29 protein-coding genes are annotated in these 25999 nt (G+C 38.7%); 28 read left to right on the plus strand and 1 reads right to left on the minus strand.

All coding sequences use genetic code 11. The annotated features are described in order from the left end of the window. Window positions 1-6: 6 nt before the first annotated feature. The 15 genes from glyA to CER22_RS04295 all read left to right on the plus strand — a co-directional run bounded on the left by glyA (window position 7) and on the right by CER22_RS04295 (window position 11617). Complete coding sequence (glyA, locus tag CER22_RS04225; RefSeq protein ID WP_000349796.1) at window positions 7-1248, plus strand: serine hydroxymethyltransferase; 1242 nt, start codon at window positions 7-9, stop codon at window positions 1246-1248. 272 nt (window positions 1249-1520) lie between these two features. Next, on the plus strand, window positions 1521-2150 hold the full coding sequence (gene upp / locus CER22_RS04230; protein WP_000517539.1) for a uracil phosphoribosyltransferase: 630 nt from the start codon (window positions 1521-1523) through the stop codon (window positions 2148-2150). Window positions 2151-2522: 372 nt separating this feature from the next. Then, a complete protein-coding gene (locus tag CER22_RS04235; RefSeq protein WP_048542683.1) occupies window positions 2523-2636 on the plus strand; it encodes a DUF4024 domain-containing protein in 114 nt (37 codons plus the stop codon). Between the two features lie 26 nt (window positions 2637-2662). Continuing rightward, window positions 2663-2887, plus strand: coding sequence for an AtpZ/AtpI family protein (locus CER22_RS04240; protein WP_001171220.1), 225 nt, complete (start codon window positions 2663-2665; stop codon window positions 2885-2887). Further along, window positions 2887-3279: an ATP synthase subunit I gene (locus tag CER22_RS04245; RefSeq protein ID WP_000567600.1), complete on the plus strand. Its 393-nt coding sequence runs from the start codon at window positions 2887-2889 to the stop codon at window positions 3277-3279. The genes CER22_RS04240 and CER22_RS04245 overlap by 1 nt, the downstream gene beginning before the upstream one ends. A gap of 7 nt (window positions 3280-3286) precedes the next feature. Next, window positions 3287-4006 (plus strand): F0F1 ATP synthase subunit A, encoded by a 720-nt coding sequence (gene atpB, locus CER22_RS04250; protein ID WP_048542682.1) that lies wholly within the window; start codon window positions 3287-3289, stop codon window positions 4004-4006. 56 nt (window positions 4007-4062) lie between these two features. Then, the gene (gene atpE, locus CER22_RS04255) at window positions 4063-4281 is read left to right on the plus strand and encodes a F0F1 ATP synthase subunit C (RefSeq protein WP_000052064.1); all 219 of its coding nucleotides are present in this window, start codon (window positions 4063-4065) and stop codon (window positions 4279-4281) included. Window positions 4282-4410: 129 nt separating this feature from the next. Next, window positions 4411-4917: a F0F1 ATP synthase subunit B gene (atpF, locus tag CER22_RS04260; RefSeq protein WP_001142625.1), complete on the plus strand. Its 507-nt coding sequence runs from the start codon at window positions 4411-4413 to the stop codon at window positions 4915-4917. Continuing rightward, entirely contained in the window at window positions 4914-5456 is a 543-nt protein-coding gene (gene atpH, locus CER22_RS04265) for a F0F1 ATP synthase subunit delta (protein ID WP_000064683.1), read from the plus strand. Before atpF ends, atpH begins: the two co-directional genes overlap by 4 nt. 11 nt (window positions 5457-5467) lie before the next feature. Then, the gene (gene atpA, locus CER22_RS04270; RefSeq protein WP_088608235.1) at window positions 5468-6976 is read left to right on the plus strand and encodes a F0F1 ATP synthase subunit alpha; all 1509 of its coding nucleotides are present in this window, start codon (window positions 5468-5470) and stop codon (window positions 6974-6976) included. Between the two features lie 215 nt (window positions 6977-7191). Then, complete coding sequence (gene atpG, locus CER22_RS04275; RefSeq protein ID WP_000157696.1) at window positions 7192-8052, plus strand: F0F1 ATP synthase subunit gamma; 861 nt, start codon at window positions 7192-7194, stop codon at window positions 8050-8052. Between the two features lie 119 nt (window positions 8053-8171). Further along, window positions 8172-9581, plus strand: a complete 1410-nt coding sequence (gene atpD / locus CER22_RS04280; RefSeq protein ID WP_001032603.1) for a F0F1 ATP synthase subunit beta — start codon at window positions 8172-8174, stop codon at window positions 9579-9581. A 20-nt stretch (window positions 9582-9601) separates the two neighbouring features. Next, window positions 9602-10003 carry a F0F1 ATP synthase subunit epsilon gene (gene atpC, locus CER22_RS04285; RefSeq protein WP_000847206.1) on the plus strand — a complete coding sequence of 134 codons (402 nt, stop codon included), beginning with the start codon at window positions 9602-9604 and terminating at the stop codon, window positions 10001-10003. Window positions 10004-10133: 130 nt separating this feature from the next. Then, window positions 10134-10916: a DUF975 family protein gene (locus tag CER22_RS04290; protein WP_046955511.1), complete on the plus strand. Its 783-nt coding sequence runs from the start codon at window positions 10134-10136 to the stop codon at window positions 10914-10916. Between the two features lie 47 nt (window positions 10917-10963). Further along, window positions 10964-11617: a DUF975 family protein gene (locus CER22_RS04295; RefSeq protein WP_088608236.1), complete on the plus strand. Its 654-nt coding sequence runs from the start codon at window positions 10964-10966 to the stop codon at window positions 11615-11617. A 16-nt stretch (window positions 11618-11633) separates the two neighbouring features. Here the strand turns inward: CER22_RS04295 and CER22_RS04300 are convergent, their stop codons facing one another. Beyond that, entirely contained in the window at window positions 11634-14363 is a 2730-nt protein-coding gene (locus CER22_RS04300) for a putative bifunctional diguanylate cyclase/phosphodiesterase (RefSeq protein ID WP_088608237.1), read from the minus strand. 289 nt (window positions 14364-14652) lie between these two features. Here CER22_RS04300 and nuoA point away from each other — a divergent pair, with 289 nt between their 5' ends. The 13 genes from nuoA to CER22_RS04365 all read left to right on the plus strand — a co-directional run bounded on the left by nuoA (window position 14653) and on the right by CER22_RS04365 (window position 25982). Beyond that, window positions 14653-15021, plus strand: coding sequence for an NADH-quinone oxidoreductase subunit NuoA (gene nuoA, locus CER22_RS04305; protein WP_000179270.1), 369 nt, complete (start codon window positions 14653-14655; stop codon window positions 15019-15021). Continuing rightward, window positions 15012-15530 (plus strand): NADH-quinone oxidoreductase subunit NuoB, encoded by a 519-nt coding sequence (gene nuoB, locus CER22_RS04310; protein ID WP_000236331.1) that lies wholly within the window; start codon window positions 15012-15014, stop codon window positions 15528-15530. The genes nuoA and nuoB overlap by 10 nt, the downstream gene beginning before the upstream one ends. After that, on the plus strand, window positions 15527-16486 hold the full coding sequence (locus CER22_RS04315) for an NADH-quinone oxidoreductase subunit C (RefSeq protein WP_088608238.1): 960 nt from the start codon (window positions 15527-15529) through the stop codon (window positions 16484-16486). Before nuoB ends, CER22_RS04315 begins: the two co-directional genes overlap by 4 nt. Window positions 16487-16489: 3 nt before the next feature. Next, complete coding sequence (gene nuoD, locus CER22_RS04320) at window positions 16490-17590, plus strand: NADH-quinone oxidoreductase subunit NuoD (protein ID WP_000621434.1); 1101 nt, start codon at window positions 16490-16492, stop codon at window positions 17588-17590. Beyond that, window positions 17590-18591 carry an NADH-quinone oxidoreductase subunit NuoH gene (nuoH, locus tag CER22_RS04325; RefSeq protein ID WP_000573437.1) on the plus strand — a complete coding sequence of 334 codons (1002 nt, stop codon included), beginning with the start codon at window positions 17590-17592 and terminating at the stop codon, window positions 18589-18591. Before nuoD ends, nuoH begins: the two co-directional genes overlap by 1 nt. 25 nt (window positions 18592-18616) lie before the next feature. Beyond that, complete coding sequence (nuoI, locus tag CER22_RS04330; RefSeq protein ID WP_000677191.1) at window positions 18617-19036, plus strand: NADH-quinone oxidoreductase subunit NuoI; 420 nt, start codon at window positions 18617-18619, stop codon at window positions 19034-19036. Further along, window positions 19033-19557, plus strand: a complete 525-nt coding sequence (locus CER22_RS04335; RefSeq protein WP_001012824.1) for an NADH-quinone oxidoreductase subunit J — start codon at window positions 19033-19035, stop codon at window positions 19555-19557. The genes nuoI and CER22_RS04335 overlap by 4 nt, the downstream gene beginning before the upstream one ends. Beyond that, a complete protein-coding gene (gene nuoK, locus CER22_RS04340) occupies window positions 19550-19864 on the plus strand; it encodes an NADH-quinone oxidoreductase subunit NuoK (protein WP_000100078.1) in 315 nt (104 codons plus the stop codon). Before CER22_RS04335 ends, nuoK begins: the two co-directional genes overlap by 8 nt. 29 nt (window positions 19865-19893) lie before the next feature. After that, window positions 19894-21756, plus strand: coding sequence for an NADH-quinone oxidoreductase subunit L (gene nuoL / locus CER22_RS04345; RefSeq protein WP_088608239.1), 1863 nt, complete (start codon window positions 19894-19896; stop codon window positions 21754-21756). Next, window positions 21753-23255: an NADH-quinone oxidoreductase subunit M gene (locus CER22_RS04350; protein WP_088608240.1), complete on the plus strand. Its 1503-nt coding sequence runs from the start codon at window positions 21753-21755 to the stop codon at window positions 23253-23255. Before nuoL ends, CER22_RS04350 begins: the two co-directional genes overlap by 4 nt. 7 nt (window positions 23256-23262) lie before the next feature. Beyond that, a complete protein-coding gene (gene nuoN / locus CER22_RS04355; RefSeq protein WP_141555619.1) occupies window positions 23263-24777 on the plus strand; it encodes an NADH-quinone oxidoreductase subunit NuoN in 1515 nt (504 codons plus the stop codon). A gap of 212 nt (window positions 24778-24989) precedes the next feature. After that, on the plus strand, window positions 24990-25226 hold the full coding sequence (locus CER22_RS04360) for a DUF1146 family protein (protein ID WP_000940744.1): 237 nt from the start codon (window positions 24990-24992) through the stop codon (window positions 25224-25226). 51 nt (window positions 25227-25277) lie between these two features. Beyond that, window positions 25278-25982 carry a YwmB family TATA-box binding protein gene (locus CER22_RS04365; protein ID WP_371399543.1) on the plus strand — a complete coding sequence of 235 codons (705 nt, stop codon included), beginning with the start codon at window positions 25278-25280 and terminating at the stop codon, window positions 25980-25982. The last annotated feature ends 17 nt before the right edge of the window (window positions 25983-25999 follow it).

Raw genomic sequence — 25999 nt, forward strand, 5'->3', positions numbered from 1 at the left:
ATTTTGGTGGATCATTTAAAACGTCAAGATGAAAAGGTATTTGCTGCAATTGAGGCAGAACTAGGAAGACAGCGTTCAAAGATTGAGTTAATTGCTTCGGAAAACTTCGTAAGTGAAGCAGTAATGGAGGCGCAAGGTTCTGTTTTAACGAATAAGTATGCTGAGGGATATCCTGGAAAACGTTACTATGGTGGCTGTGAGCACGTAGACGTAGTGGAAGATATCGCACGTGACCGCGCGAAAGAAATTTTTGGTGCAGAGCATGTAAATGTTCAACCACATTCTGGTGCACAAGCGAACATGGCAGTATACTTTACGATTTTAGAGCAAGGCGATACAGTACTTGGTATGAATTTATCTCATGGTGGTCACTTAACACACGGAAGCCCTGTTAACTTCAGTGGAGTACAATATAATTTCGTAGAATATGGCGTGGATGCTGAATCTCACCGTATTAATTACGATGATGTATTAGCAAAAGCGAAAGAACATAAACCAAAATTAATCGTTGCAGGTGCAAGTGCATATCCTCGTGTTATCGATTTCAAACGATTCCGTGAGATTGCAGATGAAGTGGGTGCATACTTTATGGTTGATATGGCACATATCGCTGGTTTAGTAGCTGCTGGTTTACATCCAAACCCAGTACCACACGCGCATTTCGTTACAACGACAACACATAAAACATTACGTGGTCCACGTGGTGGTATGATTTTATGTGAAGAGCAATTTGCAAAACAAATTGATAAATCAATCTTCCCTGGTATTCAAGGTGGTCCACTTATGCACGTAATCGCTGCAAAAGCTGTTGCATTTGGTGAGACACTACAAGATGATTTTAAAACATATGCACAAAATATCATTAATAATGCGAATCGCTTAGCTGAAGGTCTTCAAAAAGAAGGACTTACACTTGTTTCTGGTGGAACAGACAATCATTTAATCCTGATTGATGTTCGTAACTTAGAAATCACAGGTAAAGTAGCAGAGCACGTGTTAGATGAAGTTGGTATTACAGTGAACAAAAATACAATTCCATTTGAAACAGCAAGCCCATTTGTAACAAGCGGTGTACGTATCGGTACGGCAGCTGTAACATCTCGTGGTTTCGGTTTAGAAGAAATGGATGAAATTGCGTCACTTATTGCTTACACATTAAAAAATCATGAAAATGAAGCTGCATTAGAAGAAGCAAGTAAGCGTGTAGAAGCGTTAACGAGCAAATTCCCAATGTACACAGACCTATAATAGATTAAAGAAGACTGCTGAGACGTAATTGTTTTGGCAGTTTTTTTTTTGGACATATATTGTTCTTTAAGTATGTATACAAATGATGAATAAATTTTGGCGATATAATGAAGGATACAGCTCCCATAATTGGTAAAGATACTAGATAGATTCATCGTAAAATCATGATTTTGCCAAATTTGCCCTTGAATATTAGTAGCGTTTTCTTTACAATCGTAAATAGTGTAAAAAAGCGTGCAAACGCATGAATATCATCTAAAGGAGAGATTCACATGGGAAAACTGTATGTATTTGATCACCCGTTAATTCAACATAAGATTACATATATTCGCGATAAGAATACAGGTACGAAAGATTTTCGTGAATTAGTGGACGAAGTAGCAAGTTTAATGGCTTTCGAAATTACTCGCGATCTTCCACTTAAAGACATTGAAATTGAAACACCTGTAAGCAAAGCGACAACAAAAGTGATCGCTGGTAAAAAGCTTGGTTTAATTCCGATTTTACGTGCAGGTTTAGGAATGGTTGATGGAATTCTGAAATTAATTCCAGCAGCAAAAGTAGGACACGTTGGTTTATACCGTGACCCTAAAACGTTACAACCGGTAGAATACTATGTGAAACTTCCAACGGATGTAGAAGAACGTGACTTTATCGTACTAGATCCGATGCTAGCAACAGGTGGTTCTGCAGCTGAAGCAATTAACTCTCTGAAAAAGCGCGGTGCAAAACAAATTAAATTAATGTGTATCGTTGCAGCTCCAGAAGGAGTAAAAGTAGTACAAGAAGAACATCCTGATGTTGATATTTATGTAGCAGCATTAGATGAGAAATTAAATGATCACGGATATGTAGTACCAGGTCTTGGTGATGCTGGTGACCGTTTATTCGGAACGAAGTAAGACAACTGACGAGAGGGGATTTCCCTCTCGTTTTTTTGTACTATGATGAGGTAGGGGAGGGGGGATAAATATACATAGTATATACAACATAAGTTGAATACACACCACATATAATATAGAAGTCTTACGTCTAAAGAGCACTATATTATGGAAGGAAAGCGTTATATCGTAAAAATATAATAGTGACAAACTTGTGAACATTTCCTTCTATTATAATGAGAAAACTGCTAGAAATTGCATATCTCTAACCAGTATTTAGAAGGGGAACGTTTTCATTTTTGGGAGGAAATGACTAATACTCAAATTTTTTGATTTTTTACGATTTCTCGTTGACACTGTTAATACCCTATTGTATGCTAACAACGGGGATAGATGGTAGGGCTTTCAGTGACAAAAATACATCTATTCCGTGACGAAAATGTAAACTTTTTAATTTGTATAGGATTTATGCAAAAAAATGAGTTATTATTAACACATCGTGAATGAGGGTTACATATTGGAGGGATGAATCCTTGCAAAAAAACGATCGCAGCCATATAAAAGCTTATGCTTTAATGTCAGGTATTCTTGCTCAGTTAGTCGGTTCTATTCTTATTGGAATCTTTGGTGGGCAGTGGATTGATAGTAAGGTTGGAACGTTTCCATTGTTTCTTATTATAGGGTTATTACTCGGATTAGGAACAGGGATATACGCAATGATTCGACTCATTCGACATTACTATTCGGGAGAGCAATGATGATAGACGTACATGGACTTGTCCAAAGACAAAAGAAATATATGTACTACTTGCTTGCGCTTCTAGTGCTAGGATGGGGATTCACCTCTTACAAGGATGTATTTCTTGGGCTGATTATCGGAACGATTTTCAGTTTTCTTAGTTTGCGCATCATTGCACGTAGAACAGACAAGCTGTTGGATCGCGTAACAAATGGAGAAAACGTGAAGTTTAAGGCGACAGCGGTAAGTACATATTCGAGATTCGCCACGATTGGATTATTAATTTTATTTGCAGCCAAATATCAAGAGTTAATCGCGATGTGGGGCCTAGGTGTAGGATTGCTGACAGGATACCTTGTCATGATCATAGATTTTCTTTATTTAGAGTATAAGAGCAGGGAAGAGAGGTGAATTACTAGTGGAACACGGTAAATTAGTTAAATTTCTAGGTTTAACGTTCGATTTGTCATCAGTTATGATGGTTACTGTAGCAGCAGTTATAGTTTTCTTAATCGCTGTTATCGGAACTCGCAGTTTAGCCCTTCGCCCAACCGGGATGCAAAACTTCATGGAATGGGTGTTTGACTTCGTGAAAGGGATTATCAATAGTACGATGGACTGGAAAACAGGTGGACGTTTCTTAACGCTTGGCGTTACGCTTATCATGTTTATCATCGTATCGAACTTCCTTGGTTTACCATTCATGTATTCAACAGTTGAGGCTGGCGAACATATTGCATGGTGGAGATCACCAACGTCTGATCCAGCAGTTACATTAACATTAGCCGTGATGGTAGTTACCCTCACCCATTATTATGGAATTAAGATGAAGGGTACGAAAGAATACGTAAAAGGTTATTTCCAACCTATGAAATTCTTATTCCCATTAAAGGTTATTGAGGAGTTTGCTAACACATTAACGTTAGGTCTTCGTTTATTCGGTAACATTTATGCAGGTGAGATCTTATTAGGATTACTTGCTAAGTTAGGCGGGGCATCATTCCTTGGAGCATTAGGTGCGCTTGTACCAATGTTAGCATGGATGGGATTCAGTGTATTCGTTGGATCAATCCAGTCATTTATTTTCGTTATGTTAACGATGGTTTATATGGCTCATAAAGTAAGCCATGACCATTAATATAATTTAAGTAAGAAAAAATTTATTTTTTTATAATACAAAGGAGGACAAATTAAATGAGTTTAGGTGTAATCGCAGCTGCAATTGCAATTGGTTTATCAGCATTAGGTGCAGGTATTGGTAACGGTCTTATCGTATCACGTACAATCGAAGGTGTTGCTCGTCAACCAGAATTAAAAGGCGCGCTTCAAACAATTATGTTCATCGGGGTTGCTTTAGTTGAGGCACTTCCAATCATCGGTGTAGTTATTGCATTCATCGTAATGAACAAATAAGGGAGACTCCCCTTACATAGATGGCGAAGAGTGTTTTTCCGAACTTTCTTCGCCATTGCTTTATGAACGAAACGTATGTCTTTTTTTTTCATATGATCAATTTAGATATTTTGAAGGGAGTGAATCCTTGTGCCAACTTTATTATTAGGGGCTTCCATTCCATTTGGAACGATTGCTTATACATTGTTCATTTTCTTACTTCTATTAGTAATGCTACGCAAATTCGCGTGGGGCCCTTTAATGGGAATTATGAAAGAGCGTGAAGAGCATGTTACTAATGAAATCGACGCTGCAGAAAGAAGTAACGCTGAAGCGAAGAAATTAGTAGAAGAACAACGTGAAATGTTAAAACAATCGCGTGTTGAAGCACAAGAGTTAATCGAAAGAGCGAAAAAACAAGCTGTAGATCAAAAAGATGTTATTGTTGCTGCTGCGAAAGAAGAAGCAGAATCAATTAAAGCATCTGCTGTACAAGAAATTCAACGCGAAAAAGAGCAAGCGATTGCTGCTTTACAAGAACAAGTCGCTTCTTTATCTGTTCAAATTGCTTCTAAAGTAATTGAAAAAGAGTTAAAAGAAGAAGATCAAGTTAAGTTAATTCGCGATTATATTAAAGAAGTAGGAGAAGCGCGATGAGCAATGGGATTGTAGCAAAACGTTATGCTGTCGCTCTTTTTAAAATTGCAAAAGAAAAACACGTATTAGAAATGTTTGAAGAGGAATTACGCCTTGTACAAAACGTTTATGTAAAGAACGGAGAACTACATAGCTTTTTAACGCAACCGAACATTTCAAAAGAGCAGAAGAAAACGTTTCTTGCGAACGTATTCGGATCTGTTTCTGAATCTATTTTAAATACGTTATATATTTTAATTGATAACAAACGCATTGATATCTTACCTGAAATTGCAGATGAATATGTTGTTCTTGCTAATGAAGAACGTAACGTAGCCGACGCAACTGTATATTCTACTCGTCTTCTATCAGAAGAAGAGAAGCTTAACATTGCAGAAGCATTTGCAAAGAGAACGGGAAAAGATGCAATTCGCGTAAAAAATGTTGTAGATGAAGATTTACTAGGCGGCATTAAAGTACGTATTGGAAATCGCATTTACGACGGAAGCTTACAAGGAAAATTAGCACGTATTCAGCGTGAATTAATGAAGAATAGATAGGGGTGAAGCACATGAGCATCAGAGCTGAAGAAATTAGCGCACTGATAAAGCAACAAATCGAGAACTATCAGTCTGAAATCGAAGTTAGTGATGTTGGTACAGTTATCCAAGTTGGTGACGGTATTGCGCGTGCTCATGGTCTTGATAACGTTATGGCTGGTGAACTTGTAGAGTTCTCTAACGGCGTTATGGGACTAGCACAAAACTTAGAGGAAAACAACGTAGGTATCATTATTTTAGGACCTTACACAGAAATTCGTGAAGGTGACGAAGTTCGTCGTACTGGTCGCATCATGCAAGTACCAGTAGGAAAAGAACTAATCGGTCGTGTTGTAAACCCATTAGGTCAACCAGTTGATGGTTTAGGCCCAATCAATACAACAAACACTCGTCCAATCGAAAGTCCAGCACCAGGTGTAATGGATCGTAAATCTGTTCATGAGCCACTTCAAACAGGTATTAAAGCGATCGATGCTCTTGTACCAATTGGCCGTGGTCAACGTGAGTTAATCATTGGTGACCGTCAAACAGGTAAAACAGCAGTTGCACTTGATACAATCATTAACCAAAAAGATGAAGATATGATTTGTATCTATGTAGCTATCGGACAAAAAGAATCAACTGTACGTAACGTAGTAGAAACACTACGTAAGCACGGTGCATTAGATTACACAATCGTTGTAACTGCATCAGCTTCTCAACCAGCTCCATTATTATACTTAGCTGCTTATGCTGGTGTAACAATGGGTGAAGAGTTCATGTACAATGGTAAACACGTATTAGTAGTATATGATGACTTATCAAAACAAGCAGCGGCTTACCGTGAGCTTTCATTACTATTACGTCGTCCTCCAGGTCGTGAAGCATATCCAGGGGATGTATTCTACTTACATTCTCGCTTATTAGAGCGTGCAGCAAAATTAAGTGATGCAAGAGGCGGCGGTTCTTTAACTGCACTACCTTTCATCGAAACACAAGCAGGGGACGTATCAGCTTACATCCCAACAAACGTAATTTCTATTACGGATGGACAAATCTTCTTACAATCTGACCTATTCTTCTCTGGCGTACGTCCAGCAATCGATGCGGGTACTTCTGTATCTCGTGTAGGTGGATCTGCTCAGATTAAAGCAATGAGTAAAGTATCAGGTACACTTCGTCTTGACCTTGCATCTTACCGTGAGTTAGAAGCGTTCGCTCAGTTCGGTTCTGACCTTGATAAAGCAACTCAAGCGAAACTAAACCGTGGTGCTCGTACTGTTGAGGTATTAAAACAAGGATTACACAAACCATTACGTGTAGAGAAACAAGTTATCATTCTTTACGCTTTAACACGTGGATTCCTAGATGATATCCCAGTAGTAGATATCACTCGTTTCGAAGAAGAATTCCATGCTTGGTTAGATTCTAATGCGACTGACTTATTAGAAGAAATCCGCACAACTAAGAAACTTGCGGATGACGACAAATTTGCAGCAGCTATTAATAGATTTAAAAAAGTATTCGTAGCTTCTGAGTAATGAATAAAAGCTCCAGAGGCTCGTTCAAGCCACTGGAGCTAGATAATATATAAAAGGCATCTCAAGTTTTGAGATTGCTGACGGTTATGTAAAGGAAAAGAGTAGGTGCACCTATTCTTTTCCTTCAATCATGAGCAAGAATATCTTGCAACGTAGATTAGGAAGAGAATTCTTACTAATCGTGCCAACTTCCGGAAAAAAGGTGGTGAAAACCTGTGGCATCTTTACGCGATATAAAAGCGAAGATTAACTCGACAAAGAAAACGAGTCAAATTACGAAAGCAATGGAGATGGTATCTGCATCTAAGTTAAACCGTGCAGAGCAAAATGCTAAATCTTTCGTTCCGTATATGGAAAAGATTCAAGAAGTAGTAGCGAGCATTGCGCAAGGAAGTAAAGGAATTAATCATCCGATGCTAAATGCGCGTCCTGTAAAGCGTACAGGGTACATCGTTATTACATCTGATCGCGGACTAGCAGGTGGTTATAACAGTAACGTATTACGTACAGTAAGTAACGTAATTCGTGAACGTCATAATATGGATTCAAACCAATATTCAATTATTGTGCTTGGCCGACTAGGACGTGATTATTTAAAACGTCGCGGCTTTAATATCATTGATGAAGTAGTTGGACTATCTGACCACCCATCATTTACTGATATTAAAGATCTTGCTTCTCGAGCAATTGCGATGTTTGCAGATGGTGCTTATGATGAGCTGTATATTTACTACAACCATTACGTAAGTAAAATTTCACAAGAAGTAACGGAAAATAAAATTTTACCGCTTACTGATGTGGCGTCTGACAAACCGACGACAGCTTATGAATTCGAACCTTCTGAAGAAGAAATTTTAAAAGTACTATTGCCACAATACGCAGAAAGCTTAGTGTACGGTGCATTACTAGACGGTAAAGCAAGTGAACACGCAGCGCGTATGACAGCAATGAAGAGTGCTACAGACAACGCGATGGAAGTTATCGATTCACTTACACTTTCATTCAACCGTGCGCGTCAGGCAGCGATTACGCAAGAAATTACGGAAATCGTTGGTGGAGCAGCAGCGTTAGAGTAGTAATAAAAAGCGTAGGCGACTCTTTCAAAAGAGTCGCGTAAGCTATAAACCAATAAAAAATTAAAAGCTAACTGCTCGTAGCAAGTTGGCTAATTAAAAGAAAGCTAGGAGGGAACCCGATGAATAAAGGGCGCGTTACGCAAATCATGGGTCCGGTTGTAGACGTTAAGTTTGATGGCGGAAAGCTACCAGAAATCTACAACGCCCTTACGGTAAAACAAAGCAACGAAAACGGAACAAGCATTAACTTAACATTTGAAGTTGCACTTCATTTAGGTGATGATACAGTTCGTACAGTTGCAATGTCTTCCACAGACGGACTTGTTCGTGGTACAGAAGTAGAAGATACTGGTAAAGCAATCTCTGTACCAGTTGGTGATGCAACACTTGGTCGCGTATTTAACGTATTAGGTGATGCAATTGACTTAGATGGTGAGGTTCCTGCCGATGTACGCCGTGATCCAATTCACCGTCAAGCACCTGCATTCGAAGAATTATCTACTAAAGTAGAAATTCTTGAAACTGGTATTAAAGTAGTAGACTTACTTGCTCCTTACATTAAGGGTGGTAAGATCGGTCTATTCGGTGGTGCCGGTGTAGGTAAAACTGTATTAATTCAGGAATTAATTAACAACATCGCCCAAGAACACGGTGGTATCTCTGTATTCGCTGGTGTAGGTGAGCGTACTCGTGAGGGTAACGATTTATACCACGAAATGAGCGATTCTGGCGTAATTAAGAAAACTGCGATGGTATTCGGACAAATGAATGAGCCACCTGGAGCACGTCAACGTGTTGCATTAACAGGTTTAACAATGGCTGAACATTTCCGTGATGAGCAAGGACAAGACGTACTATTGTTCATCGATAACATCTTCCGTTTCACGCAAGCAGGTTCTGAAGTATCTGCCCTTCTTGGTCGTATGCCATCTGCGGTAGGTTACCAACCGACACTTGCAACAGAAATGGGTCAATTACAAGAGCGTATTACTTCTACAAATAAAGGGTCTATCACGTCTATCCAAGCGGTATATGTACCAGCCGATGACTATACGGATCCAGCACCAGCTACAACGTTCGCTCACTTAGATGCAACAACAAACTTAGAGCGTCGTTTAACACAAATGGGTATTTACCCAGCCGTAGATCCATTAGCATCTACATCTCGTGCACTTTCTCCAGAAATCGTAGGAGAAGAGCATTATGAAGTAGCTCGTCAAGTACAGCAAACTTTACAGCGTTATAAAGAGCTTCAAGATATCATTGCTATCTTAGGTATGGATGAGTTATCTGAAGAAGATAAGTTAGTTGTACATCGTGCTCGTCGTATTCAATTCTTCTTATCTCAAAACTTCCACGTAGCTGAGCAGTTTACAGGTCAAAAAGGTTCTTACGTACCTGTAAAAAATACAGTTAGCGGATTTAAAGAAATTCTAGAAGGAAAATATGATGACCTTCCAGAAGATGCATTCCGTCTTGTAGGTGGTATTGAAGAAGTTATTGAAAACGCGAAGAAAATGATGGCGTAAGGCCTTAGGAGGGACGAATTATGAAGACATTTCCAGTCAGTATTGTAACTCCTGATGGACCGGTTTACGAAAAAGAAGTAGAAATGGTAAGCGTAAAAGCAGAGAGTGGGGAAATGGGGATCTTACCAGGTCACATTCCAACTGTTGCACCATTAAAAATTAGTGCAGTTCGTCTGAAACATGGTGGACACACTGATTATGTAGCAGTAAGCGGTGGCTTTATCGAAGTTCGTCCAGATAAAGTAACTGTATTATCATCATCTGCTGAAGAAGCAAACCATATCGATATCCATCGTGCAAATGAAGCGAAGCGTCGCGCTGAGCAACGTATGCAAGATAAACAAGCACATGTTGACTTTAGACGTGCAGAAATGGCATTACAACGTGCTGTGAACCGTTTAAACGTTTCCGATATGAAATAAAAAATCCGTAAAGGCTTTGCCTTTACGGATTTTTTTGTGTAGTTCATGGATAATTTTACAAAAATGGTATAATTATATTGATGCTTGTATAAGTAGAGAATGTACAACAATTTATAAAGGGGATGAATAAATGATCGGTGAAATGAAACGAGAAGCGTTGCACTCTTTAAAGGGAAAATGGGGACTAGGTGTTGGATCAACGATTTTATATTTTATTTTAAGTTATGTTGTTTCAATGGCTGCAATGCTTATACTTTTAATTCCAGGAGTTATTATATTTTTACTATTTGCTGGTTTAACAGGTTCACTTGAAGAGGAAACAATATCAATTGGAGCAGGTATTACATTTGGTATTTTTTATTGCATCATAATAATTTTGAGTAACGCATCGTATGGAATTACATCATACGGTTATACAAATGTATTTTTACAGATGAGTAAACGAGAAGGTGCTAAAGTAGATCACTTATTCGAAGGGTTTCGTGGCTTTAAAAGAATGATGAAAACGATGTGGGCAATGCTTGCGATTTTGTTATATACAGGTACATGGATTCCAATGTTGCTAGTAGCCTTATTCGCATTTTTCGGTGAAGAAGGAAATACGTCGTTTACTATCGCTTTCTTTGTACTATTAGCTATTTCAATCGTTGTTATGATTGTGATGTATTTTTCTTATGCGATGACGTACTATGTAATGATTGAAAATCCAGAGTATAGTGTGTCACGAGCAATGAAAGAAAGTAAGCATCTTATGAAGGGACATAAGTTAGATTTATTTCTTTTATGGCTCAGTTTTATAGGATGGGGTATTTTAGCGATTTTAACACTTGGAATAGGTTTTCTTTGGCTTAGCCCGTATATGAGTACAACGACAGCGCATTTTTATCGCTATCTTTCAAAAGATGAATTGTAGTAGGAACATGCTATACTAATAGAGTTATTACGTATAGGAGGAACAATATGATTAGTGATTTAAAAGGAGAAGCGCTAGATTCATTAGAAGGGAAATGGGGATTAGCTGTCGGGGCAACATTACTGATTTCGATTCTTATTTCAGCTTTTAGTTTTAGTATTGATTTCATTTTCTTTCAATTTTGGGATTGGAAAGAAGTAAATAACTCACTTTCAGTAGACGTTATTACAATATTGATGGTAGGTCCATTAACGCTAGGTGGTTATCATTTAGCACTACATATCATTCGTGAAAAAGAAGCGAGTATTGGGCATATATTCAGATGGTTTACAGAAGGAAGTAAGTTTATAAAGTCATTTTTATTATATATAGTAGTGAACATTTATATTTTCTTATGGTTTTTATTATTTATTATTCCAGGCATTATTAAATCATTTTCTTATGCGATGACGTACTTTATAATAAATGATCATCCTGATTATTCCATAAATCAAGCTATTACAGAAAGTCGTCGTATGATGAATGGACATAAGATGGAGTATTTCATTTTATGTTTAAGCTTTATTGGTTGGTTTATATTAAGTTGTATTACGTTAGGGATTGGATTCCTATGGCTAATTCCATATTTTTATACGACGTCAGCAGCTTTTTATGAAGAAATTGCAGAGGAGTATTACGAGAAAACAATTCCGACACTATAAAAACACCCAGTATGAGCTATTGGTTCATACTGGGTGTTTTTTGTAGAAATTTTATAAATTGATGACTAGTAAGTGGTTTACTGAAATAGTAACCTTGCATATATTTACAGTTGTTCTTTTGTAGAAACTTAAGTTGTTTTTCTGTTTCAATTCCTTCAGCAACGACAGAGAGGTTTAAAGTATTTGCAAGGGAAAGGATAGTGGAAACGATAGCTCTTTCCTCAGGTCGATGATCGGCTAGTTGTGTAAATTCTCTCGGTACTTTTAACGTATCAATAGGGAAAATTGATAAATAAGCGAGAGAAGAATAGCCGGTACCGAAGTCATCAATGGACGTTTGAATACCATATTCCTTTAATTGTTTTAGTCTTGATAATGTTTCTTTTTCATCAATCATTGCAATGCGTTCTGTTAGCTCAAGTGTTACATGCTTTGGATCGACTTTAATGTCTGTTAGTATTTGTGAAATGTTGTTGATTAAATTCTCTTGCTGAAACTCTTTTGCGGATAAGTTCACACTTATTTTTAAATCTGTGTAGCCGAAAGTATGCCATATTTTTAACTGGCGACAAGATTCTTTTAATACCCAATGACCGAGCGGAACGACTTGTGGCGTCTCTTCTACAATTGGAATGAACTCACATGGCGGAATGTCACCTAGGAGTGGGTGTTTCCAGCGTAGTAATGCTTCAGCACCAATAATCTTTTTCGTCGTAATATCAATTTGTGGTTGATAAACGAGATAAAACTCTTCGTTTACTAAAGCGAGTGGTAAATCTTTTTCAATTCGAGCTTTTCGTTCCATTTTTTTATACAATTCTTTCGTGTATAGGGAGCTACCATTTTTTCCTTTATTTTTTGCTTCGTACATGGCCATATCAGCATGCTGTAAAATGGATAATGGATCTTCACCTGCTTCAGGATATATTGCAATCCCGATGCTCGGTGAGATTTGTAAATGTTGACTTTCAATTTCGAATGGTTCGTTCATGGCTGCTACAATCGTATCAGCTATTTTTTTCACATCGGGTCTTTTTTTATAATTTTCGATAAGGATTGTGAACTCATCCCCGGCTAGCCGGGCGAGCTTCATATTTGGTGTCGATAGTCTTTCTAGTCTTTTTGCTACGGCAATTAATAGAAGGTCTCCTACCCTATGACCGAGGGTATCATTAATAACCTTAAAGCGGTCTAGGTCGAGAAACATAACAGCAAAAGGCCTTTTTGATATTTCGGATCGAGCAATTGCTTGTTCTACATATTGATGAAATGCACGGCGATTTGCAAGCTCTGTTAAAGTATCATGATATGCTAGAAAATTAATTTGTTCTTGTTGTTGTTTGCTTTCCGTAATATCTTTAATCATTAAATAAACACCAGAAATATGATCCTTTAAAAAGATAGGAACTGCTGTAACATGCAAGTAGTAAATATCCCTATTCTTATGATATGCCCGTACTTCTAAAGAAATAGATTTCCCTTTTTTTACTCGATGAAAGGCATTAATGATTTCTTCCAAATCTTCTTCATACGTAAGTGAATAGTATGGTTGCTTTAATAATTCATTCGTTTGATAACCGAGTAAAGTGGTACCAGCGTTGTTCACGTTGAGAAAATTACCGTACAAGTCTAATGTGAAAATTGGATCTGGATGGTGCTCGTATAAAGATTTAAACATCTGTTGGTTATGATATAGTTCATTTTTTTGTTCTACTAAATCTTCTGTACGTAGTTCAATTTGTTTTTCGAGTTCTGAGTTGAATTGCATTTGAGCTAGTAATAATATTTTATTTTGTTTTCGAACTAAACTATGGCGTATGAGAACGAAGGAGAAAGTTATTATAAGCCCGATTACTACAATAGGTGCAAAAACATATTCAACTAGTATAAAAACAATAAGCATTACTACAGAAATATAAGGTAATGACAATCTGATCGATTCCCCAAGTTTAGGTGTTAATAGTACTTGCTCTTGTCTTTCGGGTTCTTTTGTATGCAGAATACAGGCGATTGCTACTAGTACTAAAGTTACTTGATAGAGAGGAGTAATTGTAAACATAGAATACTCGGGTATGAAGTATTTGATATAAGCATAAATCGCATCTGTAGTAGCATATAAAATTAAAGCACTGCCAAGAGGCGCACCAACTTTTTTGGATAATAAGGATAATGGCTTGAATAACAGATTGATTCCTATGAGAAGAAAGAGCAAATCGGCCATTGGATAGGTAAGTTGAACAAATATGTCGATATAGGATGTTGAAGAAACGTGAATGGTGCGTTCAATAAGTAAGTAGTAACTTAAAGTGAATTGTGCTGTAACAATAATACAAATATCACATATCATAAAAAGCTTTTCTAATAAATCGCGGTTATAGATGATTTCATATAGAAACGCAAATGCAAAGGTAATTAAAAAAAGTAAGTAAAAAAAATCGGACGGATCAACGAATGTATAATAGTCCTTTAAAATTAAACGTTGATAGGCAACGACCATATCACCAATGAAATAAGAGAGAGTTCCAACAGATAAAATGGTCCAAAATAAACGAGGTAACCCTTCTTTCCTATTTGAAAAATAAAGTATATAACTACAAGCGATAATATCAATGAATAAGGTACTCATTCCAATTAATATTTGAAAAGGAAATGAGTATTCATATAGAAAAGGCATTGCCACGTAATGAATCGCTATAGATAACAATATAATGCTTATAAGAATACTTACATGTGTTTGTTTTTTCATTTATCTCACCCACGGTATATACATATAAATTCCTCTTTTTATTTTTTATTGATTCTTGAAACATATATATAATTTCTATACTTATTTTACACAGGTATAGCGAGTTATAAAAATAGATTTTAATAATTCTCGTTTCGGTCCCCAATATATCGACATAGGAATTTGAAGTTTGCTATAATGATTAAAATAGTTGCATTATTTAGAAAAATTTAAAAATAATAATTACTGCAGCTAGGACATATTGTTTACTAAGTGAACTTGTTCTTAATTCAGGGGGGAGGGTTTCACAATGGCAAGTGTATATGAAAATAGTTATATGATCGTTTTGATTTTCTTGCTATTAGGTATATTGCTGCCGGTAGTGGCTCTTACATTAGGAAAGATGCTGCGTCCAAACAAACCAAGTGCAGCGAAAGCGACGACGTATGAGAGTGGGATTGAGCCTTTTCATGATGCAAATATTCGGTTTCATGCTCGTTATTATATTTTTGCTTTATTGTTTGTCATCTTTGATGTAGAAACTTTATTTTTATATCCATGGGCTGTTGCATATGACAAGCTCGGTTTATTTGCACTGATTGAAATGCTCATCTTTGTTGTAATGTTGCTAGTTGGATTAGCGTATGCTTGGAAAAAGAAGGTGTTACAATGGTTATAAATTTTGAGGAATTACATCCAAATGAGCGGGCGGAATTAGAACGAAATATCTTTTTTTCTACATTGGAGCAGTTAAAAGGATGGGCACGAAGCAATTCTTTATGGCCGATGACATTCGGACTGGCATGCTGTGCAATTGAAATGATGGGAGTAGGTTCATCACATTACGATTTAGATCGATTTGGGTCATTTTTTCGGACATCGCCAAGGCAATCGGACGTTATGATTGTGTCGGGAACAGTAACGAAGAAGATGGCTCCTATTGTTCGGCGTTTATACGATCAAATGCCCGAACCAAAATGGGTTATTGCAATGGGATCTTGTGCGACAGCAGGTGGCCCATATGTAAATTCGTACGCTGTTGTGAAAGGTGTGGATCAAATTGTACCAGTGGATGTGTATATTCCTGGTTGTCCACCCAATCCTGCTGCTTTAATTTATGGAATTAATAAATTGAAAGAAAAAATTCGTTACGAGGCAAAGACGGGAAAGCAGGTGACGAATAAATGAGTGATCCAAATAAAGACCTAGAGGATTTGAAAAGAGAAGCGGCTAGGCATGCGAAAGAAGAGGCGAGAAAGCGTCTCGTTGCGAAACATGATGCGGAAATAAGTAAACTTGAGGAAGAAAATCGAGAAAAAGAGAAAGCGCTACCAAAAAATGATGGTATGACTGTGGAAGAAGTAAAACGACGTGCAGCCGCCGCGGCAAAAGCAAAAGCGGCAGCATTAGCAAAGCAAAAAAGAGAAGGAACAGAAGAAGTAACGGAAGAGGACAAGGCTAAGGCGAAAGCCAAGGCCGTGGCGGCCGCAAAGGCAAAAGCAGCGGCGTTAGCGAAGCAGAAGGCCTCTCAAGGTGATGAGGATTCGGGAGATGAAAAGGCGAAGGCAAAAGCAGCAGCGAAAGCAAAAGCGGCTGCGGCTGCAAGAGCAAAGACAAAGGGCGCTGAAGGTAAGAAGGAAGAGGAGCTGAAGCCGGAAGAGCCATCCGTGAATCAGCCGTATTTAAATCAGTATGTTGAATTTATTAAGGGGGAAAAAGGAGAGGATGCATTAGTAGATTCCTACATTAATAAACTTTCAAAAGACGTGCCGACTCTTGTTGTGGATCCCGCAAAATATTATGAAGTGATGGAATTACTGCGATTCCATGAAGGACTTGCTTTTGATTATATGTCAGAGCTACATGCGACGGATTTTGTGACACATATGGAAGTATATGTTCATTTATTTTCATATGGAAAGAAACAGTCAGTAGCGGTGAAGGTGAAGTTGGATAGGGAAGCACCAGAAGTAGAGTCGGTTGCAGCGCTTTGGAAAGGAGCGGACTGGCCAGAGCGAGAAGCGTATGATTTGCTCGGCATTGTATTTAAGGGACATCCGAATTTATCACGTATTTTAATGCCTGATGATTGGATAGGGTATCCGCTTAGGAAAGATTATGAACCGTATGATGTGGAGGTGTAGCTTATGATCCGTACGGAAGAAATGCTTTTGAATGTAGGGCCTCAGCATCCGAGTACGCATGGTGTGTTCAGGCTTGTTATTAAGATTGACGGGGAAATTATTAAAGAAGCTACACCAGTTATTGGATATTTGCATCGCGGGACCGAAAAGATTGCCGAGAGCTTACAGTATACGCAAATTATCCCTTATACAGATCGAATGGACTATTTATCGGCCATGACGAATAACTACGTCATTTGCCATGCTGTCGAGACGATGATGGGGCTTGAAATCCCGGAGCGGGCCGAATACTTACGAGTACTTGCAATGGAGCTTGGAAGGATTGCGAGCCACCTCGTTTGGTGGGGGACAAATCTTCTTGATATAGGAGCGGTCAGCCCGTTTTTATACGCGTTTCGTGAACGAGAGATGATTATAAATTTATTAAACGAATTATGCGGTGCCCGTCTTACTTTTAACTATATGAGAGTCGGGGGTGTAAAGTGGGATGCGCCGGACGGTTGGATTGAAAAAGTGGAAGAGTTTGTTCCGTATATGCGAGAGCAATTGGCAGGTTATCATGATCTCGTTAGCGGTAATGAGATTTTCTTAAATCGCGTAAAAGGCGTTGGTATATATAGCGCGGAAGAAGCGATTTCGTATTCTTTAAGCGGAGCGAATTTGCGGTGTACCGGAGTAAACTGGGATCTTCGCAAGGATGAACCGTACTCCATTTATGATCGTTTTGATTTCGATATTCCTGTTGGGAGTGTGGGAGATGCTTGGGATCGTTACGTTTGCCGCATGCAAGAGATTGAGGAGTCATTAAAAATTGTTGAGCAAGCTGTCCAACAGTTCCCGAAAGACGGAGCTGTGCTAGCGAAAGTGCCGAAAATCATTAAGGCGCCTAAAGGGGAAGCGTTCGTCCGTATAGAATCGCCGCGAGGAGAGATTGGTTGCTATATTGCTAGTGATGGAAAGAAAGAGCCGTACCGCTTGAAGTTTCGCAGGCCGTCTTTTTACAATTTGCAAATTTTACCGAAGTTATTGAAAGGTGAAAACATCGCCAATTTAATTACGATTTTAGGTGGAGTTGATATTGTACTTGGGGAGGTTGATGGCTAATGATTGAAACGCTCTTACAATCACCTTCAAGCTGGACGAATTTCTTCATTTTTTTCGGATTAGCGGTGCTTCTATTATTTGCAGTCCTTGGCTTCGTTACATATGGTATTTTGGCAGAACGGAAAGTGATGGGTTTTATGCAAGGGCGGATTGGACCAAACCAAGTTGGGGGCCGATTCGGCTTGCTGCAAACGGTAGCTGATGTTTTAAAACTATTATTGAAAGAAGATAGTATTCCGAAAGCGGCAGATAAACCGTTGTTTATATTAGCGCCTGTCATTGCATTCGCACCGGCATTTATGGTGCTTGCAGTCATCCCGTTTACTGATAAATTTCAGTTCGCGGATATTGGCGTAGGCTTACTGTATTACATTGCTGTTTCTGGCATTACGACGATTGGTGTCGTAACCGGAGGGTGGGCATCAAATAATAAATATTCCCTTTTAGGAGGGATGCGTGCGGCAGCGCAAATGATTTCTTATGAAATTCCGCTTGTAATGAGTGTAATTGGCGTCGTTTTGTTAGCTGGTAGCCTGAATTTAAATGAAATTGTAGCAGCGCAGGAGAATGTTTGGTACATTTTCGTGCAGCCAATCGGTTTCGTCGTTTTCTTAATCGCAGCGGTAGCAGAGTTAAATAGGACGCCGTTTGATTTACCAGAAGCAGAGTCGGAACTTGTTTCTGGATATCATACGGAATACTCAGGGTTTCGCTGGGCGTTTTTCATGCTTTCAGAGTACGTATATTTCTTCGGAATGGCATCTTTAATTACAGTGCTCTTTTTAGGCGGATGGAATCCAGTTATGTTCCTTGGGTTTATCCCAGGAGCTGTATGGTTTGCTTTGAAATTTAGCAGTGTAGTCTTTCTATTAATTTGGTTCCGCGTTACGTTTCCGCGTATAAGAGGTGACCAGTTAATGGAGTTTGGCTGGAAAGTATTATTGCCAATTGCACTTGCGAATATTTTCTTAACGGCATTGATTAAGGAGTTATTCTTCTAATCTATGAGGGGGGTGCCAGTAAGAGATGAAAGGACTATTTAAAGGATTAAAATATACATTAAGCAATTTGAGTAAGAAGAAGGTGACTTACGATTATCCGAATCAACCGTTGCCGTTGCCAGACCGCTTTCGAGGCATTCAAAAGTTTTATCCAGAAAAGTGTATTGTTTGTAACCAATGCTCCAACATTTGTCCGACAGACTGTATTCAGTTAACAGGAAAAAAACATCCGGATCCTACGAAAAAAGGAAAAATTATCGACACGTATGATATTAATTTTGAAATTTGTATTCTGTGTGATTTATGTACAGAAGTTTGTCCGACAGAGGCGATTGTTATGACAAATAACTTTGAGCTCGCGGAATATTCACGTGATGATTTATTTAAAAATTTGCAGTGGCTTGACGAAAACGACGAAAACGTCAGGAAGGAGAATAAAGCATGAATGGCGAGTTTGTAGCATTCTTCATACTATCCTTGTCTGCAATTATCGGCGGTGTTCTTATGTTGAACTTAACGAAAGTCATGCATATGATGCTAGCTCTCGTTCTGACATTTCTTAGTATCGCAGGTTTGTACTTTCTTTTATCGGCCGAATTTATCGGAGTTGCACAAATTTTACTTTACTCCGGTGCGATTACAATTATTATGATTTTTGGCATTATGTTAACGCAACATAACGCAGAAAATGAATCGCGTCTTACTCTTCGAAAATGGATTATCTTCTTTGCGGTTGTAGCATTTGGGGCAGTTATGTATTTCGCTGTTAACAATATTGATTTTGCAAATGAAAGCACACAAGGAAGTTTACCTCTCCATGAAAAAAACACACTTCAAATCGGTACACTTCTCTATTCGAAATATATTATTCCATTTGAGTTAACATCAGTCATTTTACTTGTAGCACTTGTTGGCGCGATTATACTTGCGAAGAAGGATGAGAAAGAGGAGGATTCCAATGAGTAGCGTTCCAGCTTCTGCATATTTAACGCTTGCGATTATTTTGTTTTGCATCGGTTTGTTTGGAGCTTTAACGAAGCGAAATACAGTGATTGTATTAGTTTGTATTGAATTAATGCTTAACGCGGCCAATTTGAATTTAGTAGCGTTTAGTAAATTAGGTTTGTTCCCAAATTTAACAGGGCAAATTTTCTCTCTGTTTACGATGGCTGTAGCAGCAGCGGAGGCGGCGGTAGGACTCGCCATTTTAATTGCTTTGTATCGTAATCGTACGACGGTTCATGTAGATGAAATGGATACGCTCAAAGGATAACATTGTGACCGAAAAGGGGGAAGGAAACAATGATCGATTATGCATGGCTCATACCGCTTTTCCCGCTTGTTTCGTTTTTTTTATTACTTATATTCGGGAAGAAAATTAGAGAAGGAAGCAGTGTACTTAGTATTTTCCTCGTCTTTCTCTCCTTTATATTTGCGGTACTTGTATTAGTAGAACGGTTTTCGAAAGTAGGATTGAAGCATAAGTGGGTATGGCTTAGAACGGGAGATATTGATATATCATTTGGCTTTGAAGTGACTGCATTAGGGGCTTTAATGCTGTTTATCGTTACACTTGTGAGTTTACTTGTACATGTGTATTCGAAAGGTTATATGAAAGGTGATGAAAGATTACCAACCTTTTATGCCTATTTAGGGCTCTTCACATTTGCAATGCTTGGGCTCGTTATATCACCGAATTTATTACAGCTTTATATATTTTGGGAGTTAGTCGGCCTTGGTTCATTTTTACTCATCGGTTTTTATTTCTTTAAAGAAGAAGCGAAGGCTGCTGCGAAAAAGGCTTTTATTATGACTCGTATTGGAGATATCGGTTTATTTATTGGGATGATCTTAATTTTCTGGCATGCAGGTAGTTTTGAATATGACGCAATATTTAGGGCGATTCATACGGGGGATCTTACCCCTACGATGATTACAATAACGGCGATATTAATTTTTATCGGGGCGATGGGGAAGTCAGGTCAGTTCCCGCTTCATACGTGGTTACCAGATGCAATGGAGGGGCCGACGCCTGTTTCGGCACTTATTCATGCAGCGACGATGGTCGCAGCTGGCGTATATTTAGTGGCGACGATGTTTCCACTATTTTCAGCAAGTGCAGTGGCGATGCAGACGGTGGCAATCGTTGGAGCTTTCACTGCGATCTTTGCGGCTTCTATCGGTCTTGTACAAACGGACATAAAGAGAGTGCTTGCTTATTCTACAGTTAGTCAGCTCGGGTATATGATGCTTGCGTTAGGGTCTGCTGGTTATGTAGCTGGTGTTTTCCATTTAACGACACACGCTTTTTTTAAAGCGCTACTATTTTTGGCGGCAGGAAGTGTCATTCATGCAGTGCATACGCAAGACATTAATAAAATGGGCGGTTTACAGAAGAAGATGAAAGTAACGGGTGCACTATTTTTAATCGGTACACTTGCAATTAGCGGGGTTCCGCTCCTTTCGGGTTTCTTTAGTAAAGATGAAATTTTAGCGGCGACTTGGATGAATGGCAATTACGTTTTATTCATATTAGCAGTAATTGCAGCGTTCTTAACAGCATTCTACATGTTCCGGCTCTACTTCCTTGTCTTTACTGGGGAAGTAAAGACAAAGGAAGATGTGCATGAATCGCCCCGCGTTATGACGTATCCGATGATCGTCCTTGGCATTCTCGCCGTAGTGGCGGGTTATATGAATACACCATGGTTTGGGACATTCCTCGGGGATTGGCTTACGAAAGATGTAGCATTTAAAGTGCGAGAGGCACACGGACCAGTTTGGATTATGATCGTAGCGACTATCGTTTCATTTGCAGGAATCGCTCTCGCATATTTCATATATGGCAAGAAATCTATTTCTAGAGATTGGGCTGGTGGCGATGGAACACCTCTTTATAACCTTTTGAAAGAAAAATATTATGTGGATGAACTATACAATATGACGGTGCTCCCTATTACGAAGGGAATCGCCCATGTGCTTCGCTTATTTGAGGTGTATGTAGTCGAAGGAATTGCCGTTTTAATAGGGAGTCTAATTAAAGGGCTAAGCGGACTCGGTTCTAGACTCCAAAACGGAAATGTACAAGTGTACGGCACTGTAACAGCTGTTTCGCTTGCAGTACTCGTCATTATTTTGCTCTATACGGGAGGGGATTTACGATGAATGATTTGTTATTAACGTTCTTCATTTTTTCCCCGCTTTTAGGAATTCTCTTACTTGTATTAACGCCAAAAAAAGAATCGCGTACTGTGCGAGCGCTTGGTTTATTTGGAACGGCGCTTCCATTTGGAATCGCTATCGTTCTCGCTTGTACATACGCTTCTGGAAAAAGTTTATCGCTATTTGATGAAAAAGTGAAATGGATTAAATTTGGGGATCTTGCAGCGGTGGATAAAAGATGGTTTTCCATTTATTACGAGCTCGGCATTGATGGTTTATCGCTCGTTATGATGGTGCTGACAGCCCTTCTAGCGATGCTTGCAGCAATTGCGGCATTTACTATTAAAAGAAACTTGAAAGCCTTTTATATGCTGCTACTCATGTTAGAAATAGGGATGCTCGGCGTCTTCGCTGCTCAAAATTTAATGTTGTTCTTTATCTTCTTTGAAATTACGTTGCCTCCAATGTTTTTATTAATTGGGAAGTGGGGGAAATTGTCGAGTGAAAAGGCTGCTTATAGTTATTTAATATATAACGGTATTGGCTCCGCTATTTTACTCATCGTTTTCTCAGTTTTATTTGCAAAAACAGGTACAACAAATATTACAGAGCTTAAAGAAATATTAACGAGTGTAGGTGCTGGGGGAGGAATGGCTGTCTCAAGCAGCTTACAGTTCGGTTTGTTTCTTGCCATAATGATTGCCTTTGCGATTAAACTACCCGTTTTCCCGCTACATCGCTGGATGGTCAATGTGCATGTTGAAGCGCATCCGGCTGTAGTTATGCTTCATGCGGGCGTTTTACTGAAGATTGGGGCATACGGTATGATTCGTTTCGGAAAGGGGCTATTCCCGGAATACTTTCGCGAGTTTGCAACGCTTATTGCGATTTTAGGAGTCATTAATTTATTGTACGGAGCCTTCTTAGCGCTCATCCAAACGGACTTCCGGAAGGTACTTGCTTACTCTAGTATTTCGCATATGGGCATCGTATTAATGGGCCTTGCGGCGTTAAATGCACCAGGTACACAAGGGGCACTATTCCAAGTTGTGTCTCACGGTTTAATTGCAGCCTTACTCTTTTTCTTACTTGGCGTTATAGAACAGCGCTTTGGAACTTCGGACATTACAGCGCTTGGCGGACTCGCAAAAAGTGTCCCGGTACTTAGCGGCTTCTTCTTAGCGGGAGGAATGGCATCGCTTGGATTGCCAGGAATGTCTGGATTTGTTAGCGAGTTTCTTGCTTTTCTCGGTTTATTCCAAGGGGAGCCAGTCATTGCTGCAGTCGGTGTACTTGGCATCATTTTAACCGCTGTATACGTATTGAGAGCGACACTTCAAGTAACATTTGGTAAGAAAGAGTGGGAGGCGAAAGCTGATATACACGGTTGGGAGTATGTGCCTATATTGCTACTTATCTTCTGCATTATTGCAATTGGAGTAATGCCAGAAATACTAGGGGATCCGCTTCAAAATACATTGAAAACATTGGGGGTGAAGTAGGATGGATATGAATACGTTACTTAGCTTATCATGGCATCTCATGGTGCCAGAATTCATTATTCTCGGAGCTGCCATCCTTCTTTCCATATGTGATTTGTTTTTTAAGTTGAATCATAGATATGTAGCGCTTAGTGCAATCGCAGCCGTCATATTAGCAATCGTGTCGTTAATCACGCTATACGATGAACCGACAGGAGATATTCTAAATGGATCGTTTGTGTTAGATGGGTTTTCAAAAGGGTTTAAAACGTTGTTATTAGGCGGAGCGGCCCTCATCTTATGCACCGCCATGAGCGATGATAAGAAGAATCCAATTGAAGATAAGGGAGAATATTATTACTTATTTTTAATGGCACTTCTTGGGGCTATGTTTATGGCTTCTAGTGTTGACTTCATTACACTTTTCGTCGGTTTAGAATTGCTTTCACTTTCTTCATATATTTTAGTAGGAATACGAAAAAGGAACCGTGCGTCAAACGAGGCGGCCATGAAATATGTCATTAATGGAGGTATTGGCACGGCAATTACGCTCTTTGGAATGAGTTATTTATACGGTATTACAGGATCAACTAATATCGTGGACATGCAAAAAGTATTCGCAGGGGAGCTTGCTGGTGGTATTCAGTTATTGTTAGCTCTCGCATTTCTACTATTACTCGTTGGACTCTCGTTTAAAATTGCGACAGTGCCGTTTCATATGTGGGCACCAGATGTGTATGAGGGAGCGGCTACACCTGTTACTGCTTTTCTCGGGACGATTTCTAAAATTGCTGGATTCTTACTCATTATTCGTCTGTTTCTCATGGTTTTTGCAAGTGTATCGGTGCAAGGAGACATGCAATCTTTATACGGACGTATGAGCATATACATTGCAGTACTAGCGAGTATTACGATGATTATTGGAAACGTAGTAGCGTTAAAGCAATATAACGTAAAACGCCTATTTGCCTATTCGGGAATCGCACATGCGGGGTATTTACTCGTTCCGCTTGTCGCATTATCGCCATTTGCGATGGATAGCATGTGGTTTTACATGCTTGCGTATATGCTTATGAATATAGGCGCATTTGCGATTATCCACGGCTTAATCTTACAAAGCGACAAAGAAAATATCACCATTTTCACTGGATTATATAAAAGGTCGCCATTTACAGCGATAGTAATGACGATTTTTATTTTATCGTTGGCCGGGATACCAGGAACAGCTGGTTTCATCGGGAAAATTAACATCTTTTTAGGTGCACTGCATGTAGAGCCAGCTCATTACGTACTAGCTTCTATTATGATGGGGACTACAGTCATCTCATTCGTATATTATTTCCGTATTCTACAGCAAATGTTTTTCCGGACGGGAGAAGTGGAAGAGAAAATTCGTTTGCCATTGAATATAAAGGTTGTTATGAGCCTTTGTGCAATCTCGATTGTAATACTAGGGATTATGCCGATGATTGGATACAATTTCTTTTATGAATATTTTCCATTAATGAAGGATTTCTTCTTCTTAGGGAACGTGGTACAATAGTGAAAATAAAAGGTGTGGAGTTGTTACTCTGCGCTTTTTATTTTGTGTGAATTACAATTGAAAATGCATGTAGGTATATGTTTTTTGAGAGCAAATTACGATGTGAAATGTAAGATGTTTATTTGTATTTGAAAAAGTGTGGCTCCTACTTATCATGGTATCGTTTTTATAGTATTTCGTAAGTAGTAGCTGGGTAAAAAGGGGTCGATTTTTTGGCACATCTTTTAGGGCAACAAGCACTGATTGCCATTGTTTCGCATTTATTGTTTATTACCATTACGTGGTGGGCCTTACAAGGTGTTCACATTGAGCGTTTAATGAAGTCTGGAAAAGTGATGCAGACGCGAGTGTTACTCATCCTAATTACAATTGCAATTGGGACATCTGTAAGTAACTTTTTCCTTGATTATTTAGGCTATTCAAAGAGTTTAACGTATTTAGTAAAGTAAGTGTATAGAACCTCATATCTCCGTTAACAATGGGGGTAGGAGGGGATGAAATTGAAGCTTAAAGCCATTCTTATTGTTATGATAAGTGTTGTTTTATTTTTGGTTGGATATAGAGAGATGAAACCGATCAGCGATGAACAGAAAATGGAGAGCATGATTGCAACTTTAGAGAAAAATGATGCTAAAGTAGAGAAGTGGTCATGGTTAGCGCGAGAAACAAAAACAATTTCTAATATACATACGTTTCAAAGGTTGTTAAACGATGTGAAGGACAAGGCGAATATTCAAAAGTGGGAATTAGAGCAATCTCCAGATGGATATAAAGCTACATCCTATAAAAAGTTTTCTTCTTATGAAGAACGAGTAGTAGTAACATGGAGTAAGGAAAATACTAAAGAAAACACTTTCATTATTTTTGAAGTAAGCGGGGCGAAATGGGACCCGAAGTACATTCAGAAAACAAATAAAATTTTTAGTGAAAAACCTATAATTTACACTTGTGTTCAAGGTGTACTGAATGATAAGATTGAAGGTGTTTTGCAAAATAAAACCAATCAGTTTTTGAAAGATCTTTCAGCAAGAGCGATCGAACAGATAGAAGAAAGAGCATTTGTGTCAGTCTCCGCATACAATAAAAAGTGGGATGACGCTCTTTCAACAAATAGAGAGAAAATAAATGTGCAAATAGCAATACGTTCTACAGACAACAAAGATACAATTGTGGTTGGCACACCGATCATAACTTCTGAGTATTGAGTGAATAGATACTGAAA

Origin of the sequence: Bacillus sp. K2I17 (assembly GCF_002209985.1) — a bacterium.
Lineage (GTDB): Bacteria > Bacillota > Bacilli > Bacillales > Bacillaceae_G > Bacillus_A > Bacillus_A wiedmannii.